Annotated in this window: 9 protein-coding genes; 2 read left to right on the top strand and 7 right to left on the bottom strand. The window is 58.0% G+C overall.

Annotated features, from left to right (window positions below; translation table 11 throughout):
- The coding region (locus NW846_RS12085; RefSeq protein ID WP_414516130.1) for an NADH-quinone oxidoreductase subunit M at positions 1-1162 on the top strand (1162 nt) is incomplete at its 5' end.
- A 194-nt stretch (positions 1163-1356) separates the two neighbouring features.
- On the opposite strand, the gene NW846_RS12080 is transcribed toward NW846_RS12085, so the two are convergent.
- The 6 genes from NW846_RS12080 to NW846_RS12055 all read right to left on the bottom strand — a co-directional run bounded on the left by NW846_RS12080 (position 1357) and on the right by NW846_RS12055 (position 5340).
- On the bottom strand, positions 1357-1536 hold the full coding sequence (locus NW846_RS12080) for a hypothetical protein (protein ID WP_011429425.1): 180 nt from the start codon (positions 1534-1536) through the stop codon (positions 1357-1359).
- A gap of 310 nt (positions 1537-1846) precedes the next feature.
- Entirely contained in the window at positions 1847-2239 is a 393-nt protein-coding gene (locus NW846_RS12075; protein ID WP_414347890.1) for a V4R domain-containing protein, read from the bottom strand.
- Between the two features lie 324 nt (positions 2240-2563).
- Positions 2564-3034 carry a phycobilisome protein gene (locus NW846_RS12070; RefSeq protein ID WP_240527736.1) on the bottom strand — a complete coding sequence of 157 codons (471 nt, stop codon included), beginning with the start codon at positions 3032-3034 and terminating at the stop codon, positions 2564-2566.
- 31 nt (positions 3035-3065) lie between these two features.
- Entirely contained in the window at positions 3066-3590 is a 525-nt protein-coding gene (locus NW846_RS12065) for a hypothetical protein (protein ID WP_168173316.1), read from the bottom strand.
- Between the two features lie 408 nt (positions 3591-3998).
- Positions 3999-4637 (bottom strand): V4R domain-containing protein, encoded by a 639-nt coding sequence (locus tag NW846_RS12060; RefSeq protein WP_041438834.1) that lies wholly within the window; start codon positions 4635-4637, stop codon positions 3999-4001.
- Positions 4638-4854: 217 nt separating this feature from the next.
- Complete coding sequence (locus NW846_RS12055; protein WP_011429430.1) at positions 4855-5340, bottom strand: 2Fe-2S iron-sulfur cluster-binding protein; 486 nt, start codon at positions 5338-5340, stop codon at positions 4855-4857.
- 444 nt (positions 5341-5784) lie between these two features.
- Between NW846_RS12055 and NW846_RS12050 the strand changes: the two genes are divergently transcribed.
- Positions 5785-6312 carry a phycobilisome rod-core linker polypeptide gene (locus NW846_RS12050; protein WP_414516127.1) on the top strand — a complete coding sequence of 176 codons (528 nt, stop codon included), beginning with the start codon at positions 5785-5787 and terminating at the stop codon, positions 6310-6312.
- Here the strand turns inward: NW846_RS12050 and NW846_RS12045 are convergent.
- Positions 6309-6698: ABC transporter substrate-binding protein (locus tag NW846_RS12045; protein ID WP_414516125.1), on the bottom strand; the 390-nt coding region annotated here is incomplete at its 5' end. The genes NW846_RS12050 and NW846_RS12045 overlap by 4 nt on opposite strands.

Genomic DNA, 6698 nt, shown 5'->3' with positions numbered 1-6698 from the left:
GATGTGGGAGATCGAGCTGGTGCCCGTTTATCTCCTGATTGCCATCTGGGGTGGGCCACAGCGCCAGTACGCCGCCACCAAGTTTATCCTCTACACCGCTGCCGCCTCTATTTTCATTCTGGTGGGATCCCTGGCGATGGCCTTTGGCAGCGAGGGCTTTAGCTTGGAGATGGCAGAGCTGGGGGCCAAGTCCTATCCGCTGGCTCTCCAGATCTTGGCGTATGCAGCTTTCCTAATTGCCTTTGGGGTGAAGCTGCCGGTCTTTCCGCTGCACACCTGGCTGCCGGATGCTCATAGCGAAGCCTCGGCGCCCATTTCCATGATCCTGGCCGGGGTGCTGCTCAAGATGGGGGGCTACGGCCTGATCCGCCTAAACGTGGGCATCTTGTCGGAGGCGCATGTGTACTTCGCGCCAGTGCTGGCGGTGCTGGGGGCAGTGAACATCATCTATGGGGCGCTGGCGGCCTTGGGACAAAACCACCTCAAGCGGCGGCTAGCCTACTCCTCCATTGCCCACATGGGTTTTGTGTTGATTGGCATGGCAACTTTTACGGAGCTGGGGCTTAATGGCGCTCTGCTGCAGATGATCTCCCACGGGCTGATCGCGGCGGTGCTCTTCTTCTTGACAGGGATCACCTATGAGCGCACCCACACCCTTTTTCTGGAGAAGTTGGGAGGATTGGCCAAGCAACTGCCCAAGACCTTTGCCCTGTTTACGGCAGGAGCTTTGGCCTCTTTGGCGCTGCCGGGGATGAGCGGCTTTGTGGCCGAGCTGACGGTATTTTTGGGCTTGACCACCAGCGATGCCTATGCACCAGCCTTCAAAGCAGGGGTGGCGCTGCTGGCGGCAGTGGGTCTTATCTTGACGCCTGTCTACTTGCTTTCTCTGCTGCGGCAGACTTTCTATGGCCCTTCGGATCCCAGCCTGGTGCTGGAAGAGTACCCGGGCGATCTGCGCCCGCGGGAAATGGCGGTGGCTCTCTGTCTGCTGTTGCCGATTCTCGGCATTGGCCTCTACCCGCGGCTGGCTACCCAAACCTACGACGTTACAACGGTGGCGGTAGCTGCTCAGTTGCGCAGTGCCCTGCCGACGGAAATTGTGCAACGGCCCCTCCTGCCGGTGCAACCGGCTCAGGTGGCGGCTTTGCCCCCGACAGATTAGGGAGCATCGGGATCCCCGCTTCTCTCTATTGGTCTCGCCTTGAACGGAAGAGCTGTTGCTTGAGAAGTTGCTTACCTCAAGTTTCAGCTCTTCTTTTGTTTTTTTAGCTTGCTTTAACTTTCGAGTTGGACTCGTGAGTGAGGATGTTTTGGGCTGGAATTCCCTTCTAACCGACTCTCCTTGGGCTGTCAATCCTAGCGAGGATCAGAATGAATGGAGTTGTGCTCGCTCAGATTGAGCTGCACCACCAGCCACCAAAGGGTAACGTCGGAGTAAGTTGCCCGCCGCTTCAGCCGGGAAATGGAATGAACCGGATTTTGGCTGTCGATCATCCACTCCGAAGCGATGATTTGGCTCCGTTGCTGAGCATTCATTGCCTCTCCCCCTTCGCAACTGCTCAAGACTTGGAATAGCTAATATTTAGGATGGCGAATTTGTAGGGGAGCGTGTGAAAAAATATATTACGCAGGGATCCCTAAGGACAGCTAACTTTCTTAGCAATTGGGATCTCGACGGCTGCTCAGTTGAGGACCTACTGGCCGAGGAGCCCAAAAAACTTTGCAAAAGATGAAAGATTGAGCAGGGAGATTTGTCTTTGTCTTTACAAGTCTTAAGACCCAGAAAAATTCAATTCTCTCCTTCTCTGCCAGCCTGGAAACATGGGTCTTCAGCAGGGATCCCTCCCTAGGAACCGGCGGCCAGCCGATCCCAAATCTCCTCGTGGGAGAGGCCTTTGCGCACCCATTCTTCACAATTGTGCAGGCGCTGGGCGGTGCCGATGAGGAAGCGGTTGAGGTCGGCCCCCAGGGACTCGCAGGTGGTCTGCACACAGACTAGATCCCGTTCCGAGAGCAAGGAGAAGAGGCCGGCCAGCATGCCCGCCTCCAGATGGCCAGCCGGCTCCCGCCGCGCAGACAGTTCCTCCGGCCTAAGGCTGGCACGAGCAGCCAGGGCAAAGCCGGAGTTGCGGATCTTGGCTTGAACCAGGCCGCGGTCGGCGGCGGAAAAATCCAGCTCCAGGCGGCCCCAGCCGTGGGTGGCCCAGAGATCGCTGAGGGCATCGAGGAAGATCCCCATCGGCAATTCCTGCAACGGCTGTTGGTAGTAGCGGGAGAGTTCGTCTTCAATGCGGCTTCAATGCGGCGGAAAAACGCCTCTCCCCACTCGCGACCACAGTTGTAGAGGATGACGCGGGTGGCTTGGCCGGTTTCGTAGCGCAAGCCGGCGTAGATGGCTTCCAAGAGGGGCATGGGAAAGGCCGCCAGGCGGTATCCTCCCCGGCTGTAGAGCAGGCCGCTGTGGATGTCGGGGCGGATGTAGTAGGCAGGGCTGAAGCAGTGGCCGGGCAGGATCTGGTCTTGCAGGAGCTCTTGCAGGGTGGTCATGGCTGTCCTCTGGACTCTAGTTGACCAGCATCGACTTGGCCAAGAGCACGTAGGGGCGGATGGACTCGCTCTCTTCGGGGCCGAAAACAGCGCTGAGGGAGTCGAGCATCAACTTGTAGGCGGGCTGGCACTGGTCGCGCATCTTGAAAGATTTCAGGATCGTCTCCAGCCAGTAGAGCAACTTATCCCGCAGGTAATCCTCGTCATTGAGCAGCATAGCCAGGCAGCAGTAGCGCCACACCATGATCAAGTCGCGGCGGCAGCGCTCCCAGGCCAGGTGCCCATGTTGGCGGGGCAAATTCGGCATCATCTGTTGGAACTTTTCCATCACCCAATCCACCAGCTCCTGCTCCTTGGCCTGCAGGACTTGATATAGGCGGACTCGTTTGGGGATCCCTTCCACGTAGGCGTGTAGGGTTTTCAACTCATCTGGGCGCAGATAGCGACCCTCGCTTTGCTGCATCAGCTCGGCCACGCTTGAATTCATCAGCATCATCGGGAGCCTCCGTTGGCTGGTCTTACGCGAACATTTCCATCAGGGTAGGTGCCGGTTCCGAGGCCCCTTCTGCCTTGGCTTTAGGCAAAGGGGCAGAAGAGGGATCCCCAGTAGCCCGCAGGAGTTGCCAGTAGGGGGCAAGCAGTTCCCATTGCTCTGCTGACAGGGATCCCTGCACCACTGCACCTAGTTGATCCAGCGCCTGCGGCAGCCCCAAATACTGTTCCATCGCGCCAAGGGTCCCCTGCTGCAGAGGGGTGGGATCCCCCAGCAACAGGCTCAAGCCCAGGGAGCGCAGGCAGAAGGCCAGTTGCCGGGCCAAGAGGCGCTGAGCGGGGGTAAGAGAGGATTCTGCCCCGCCGGTGTACCCGTGCTGTTGCAGAACCTGCTCGATCCACGCCCGCTCTTGTTGTTGCAAGACTTGGTAGAGATCCAGCCGCTCTGGAAACGAGAGGGCGTAGCGGATGAGATCTTGCAGATCGTCGGGTGTCAGGTAATCCCCTTCTCGATCGGCAATGCGCTCCGGCCAAGGGCGAAGGTCGTTCATGGGTGAGGTCTCCTTAAAAAACGCGATACGAGTCAAAAGATCGAGCGGCTCGAGGAAGCAAGGCCTAAGTTGGGGCCAAGCAGGGCTAAAGCAAAGCTCCGCCAAACAAAGCGGCAAAATCCTCAAGGGTAAAGGGATCCTCTGGCGGCAGCTCTGGGCGCAGGCAGATGCCCGACCAATTGCAGCCGGCAAAAACACCGACTGGGCCAAAAGCAGGGACGCGCCGAACTCCGGCAACACTTCTGAGGAGAAAAAGGTCTGGACTGAGGGACGGTTATCCCAATTCAACCCTTGCAAAAAAACTGCTAGCGGTTGCCCTAAGTCCAGATTGGGGTTGAGGTTGGAAGTAAGCATAGGCATCCTCCCCACAATGCCGAAGAGAGGGACTGCAAAAGCCACAGGCAGGCCTCACAGTTGGCGCAAACGCTGCTCGATCTCACGGGCGCTGGCCCCTTCGCTCATCCAGAAATTGGCGGCATCGATGCGCTCTTGGCTGCCCAGCAAAAACTTGCAGTAGGTTTCGCCCATTGCGTAGCACTGGATCTCGATGCAGGCCAGCTCACGGGAGGTCATGGCAGAGAAAAATCCGGCAAACAGCCCGGCATAGAGGTGACAAACCGGTTTGCCCACGTCGCCCAGGGTGCGGGCCACCATCGAGTCAAACAGGTTGATGAACAAGAACCCTTTTTGTTTGGATTCGGTTTCCACCTCCCACTTGCCCCACCCTTGCGCCGTAAAGGGCCACCACCAGGTCTCCAGCAAAAACAAAAGGTTGGACTGCTTGACCCCAACCCCGTACTCCCGCTCGTACCACTGGGAAAAGTGCTGGGCATCGCGGACGCCCCACTCCTTGCCGATGGTGTACATCACCGCCGCAGAGGCATCGCCCACTTCCCGCTCTAGGCCGGCCTGCAGGCCGACAATGAAGTCTTCGCTAAGCAGCAGGTTTTGGGTGTTATTCCAGTCGATAATCGTGCCTTGCTCTCGGTTAAAGCGGAAGAAATCGCGGTAGCTGTAGTGAGCGTGCTTGTCGCGGCCCACCGGCATGGTGACTGCGGGACGGGGATCCGATCGAGTGGTGGTGCTAACCATGGCTTTCTCCTAAGGAGCAATCTAGACGGCAAAGTAATCGGAAAAGTCCCTAGCTTTGATGGGCTGCCTTCTTGTTGAAATTCAATCTATTGAGCCTCTAGCCTGGCCTTTTTTGCCTGTGAGCCACGGGGATTGCGCCCCCGCAGCGGCCTAGCTAAGCTGCCGCGATCCCTTAGGCCTCGCTGGTCTGGGCAAGGGTGCTGCCGATGATGCGAAAATCTTCGTTTTCCAGTTGCTTGACGGTGGAGCGAGTGATGATCTTGCCCTGCTCCACCAAAACGCGCCCCGTCCGCGGGTGGAGCAGATCTTGTTCGGCCCGCCGACCGATGAGCACTTCGATATCCCTGAGCGAGTTCACGTACATCCCCGGCGGCAGCTCCACCACCACCCCATCGGCCACCACCCGCGCCTGACAGGCCAGCCGGGAATTGCTGCGGGCGCTGGTGATTGTCTCCAGGGTTTTCGCCTCGCGGGGGGTGATGGGGGTAAGAGCCTCCATCCCCTCCTTGACGTGGACATGACAGGTGGCGCAGAGGCCGCGACCGTTGCATTCCTTTGAGACATGGAGCTCCTCCGACAAAATGGCCGACAGCAAATTGCTGTAGGTATCCACCTCCGAGACGCGGGATAGGGGCTCTAGCCGGATTTGTTTCACCATAGGCGGGATCCCCAAGTTCAAAGCAAACAAAACCTCTGCCGACAGGCACGCCCTGCCGCAAAAGCAATGCAAGCGGAAAATCAGTTTCTACTCGTATTCTGGATTTTGACCAGGCTGGAAGAATCAAAATGTCATAATCTTTAACTACGAGTAGATACGGAAAAGTTATCCATCCAGAAAGCTCGAAAGTAGAATCACGTAAACCCGAGAAAACTGTGGCCTTCTCGTAAATATTTATCGCAAGCTTCCCCAGTTCATCTTATCGACAAGATAAATCTTGAGTAGGGCTTTTGCTCGATTGGGTTCCAGGTTGGCATTGACAATTTTTGGATCGGGCTACTGCCGACTGTAAAAGTTATCGAGCAACTCTATCTTCATCGTTTCTTTAAGTCGATCTTTTGGCTAATCGCTTTTTGTCGGTCGCGTTGCTTGGGAGCTATCGCTATGGAACTACGCCAGCGGGATCCGCAACTGTTGCAAAACCTGTTGCGGGCCGCCTACCAACAGCTTTTGGAACGCCAGCCCTACCAGCACGAGAAGGCGGGAGAGCTGGAGAAGATCGAGCAGGACTTCTTGCGGGGCCGAATTGGGATCAAGCGCTTGGTTCGCCAAATTGGGGGATCCCGGCTCTACCGGCAACTCTTTTTCAGTGCCGGCTGCAACACCCGCTGTGTGGAGCAGGGTTTCAAGCACTTTTTGGGACGGGCCCCGGCCAGCAAGGAGGAGGTGGCCGCCTACCACGACATTTTGGTGCACCAGGGCTTGCAGGCCATGGTCAATGCCTTTATCGACTCGGAGGAGTACCGCCACCAGTTCGGCAACGACCATCTGCCCCACCCCCGCCAACGGCTGAGCGGCCACCCACCTTTGGCCTACTTGCTGACAAACCAAATGCACCGGCGCCATGAGCTGGGGATGCAGGGATCCCCGCTTTTGCACAGTTTGGCGGCGATGGAAGTGGGGATCCCTTAGGCAGTGGGGCCGGGGAGGAAGTCGAGGGTATAGGCTTGGCGAACCTCCAGACCCGCTGCGCCGATCCCCAGGGCCACCATCTCCTGAAAGTAGGTTTGCCAGCGCTGGTGGGTCATGGCGCCGATCCCCAGCGTGGCGGCATCTCCACTGGTGAGAAGGCCGTAGTCTTTTAGGGCTTGGTGGGCGTAGGCCAGGAGGGCCTCGCTCATGTTGGGGTTGTCTTGGCGGATGAGGCGATTGCCGGGGCGGGGATCCTCTAGGTAGCTCTGCCAGCCCTGGATGGAGGCAGCTACAAATTTTCGCACCTGCTCCGGGTGCTGTTCGGCAAAGGGGCGGGTGGTCTCCAGGGTGGTGGCGTAGGGGGAGTAGCCGTAGTCGGCCAGCAG

The sequence above is a fragment of the Synechococcus sp. W60.3 genome (genome assembly GCF_047502615.1).
Taxonomy (GTDB): Bacteria; Cyanobacteriota; Cyanobacteriia; order Thermostichales; family Thermostichaceae; genus Thermostichus.
Note: the sequence above shows the minus strand (reverse complement) of the source record. Positions and strands in the feature narration are given on the sequence as shown.

Bases quoted from the DNA above. Each gene is read 5' to 3' on its own strand.
- NW846_RS12055 (WP_011429430.1), bottom strand. From the start codon at position 5,340: ATGGTGAAACAAATCCGGCTAGAGCCCCTATCCCGCGTCTCGGAGGTG.
- NW846_RS12050 (WP_414516127.1), top strand. From the start codon at position 5,785: ATGGAACTACGCCAGCGGGATCCGCAACTGTTGCAAAACCTGTTGCGG.
- NW846_RS12070 (WP_240527736.1), bottom strand. From the start codon at position 3,034: ATGAATTCAAGCGTGGCCGAGCTGATGCAGCAAAGCGAGGGTCGCTAT.
- NW846_RS12060 (WP_041438834.1), bottom strand. From the start codon at position 4,637: ATGCCGGTGGGCCGCGACAAGCACGCTCACTACAGCTACCGCGATTTC.
- NW846_RS12065 (WP_168173316.1), bottom strand. From the start codon at position 3,590: ATGAACGACCTTCGCCCTTGGCCGGAGCGCATTGCCGATCGAGAAGGG.
- NW846_RS12075 (WP_414347890.1), bottom strand. From the start codon at position 2,239: ATGGGGATCTTCCTCGATGCCCTCAGCGATCTCTGGGCCACCCACGGC.
- NW846_RS12080 (WP_011429425.1), bottom strand. From the start codon at position 1,536: ATGAATGCTCAGCAACGGAGCCAAATCATCGCTTCGGAGTGGATGATC.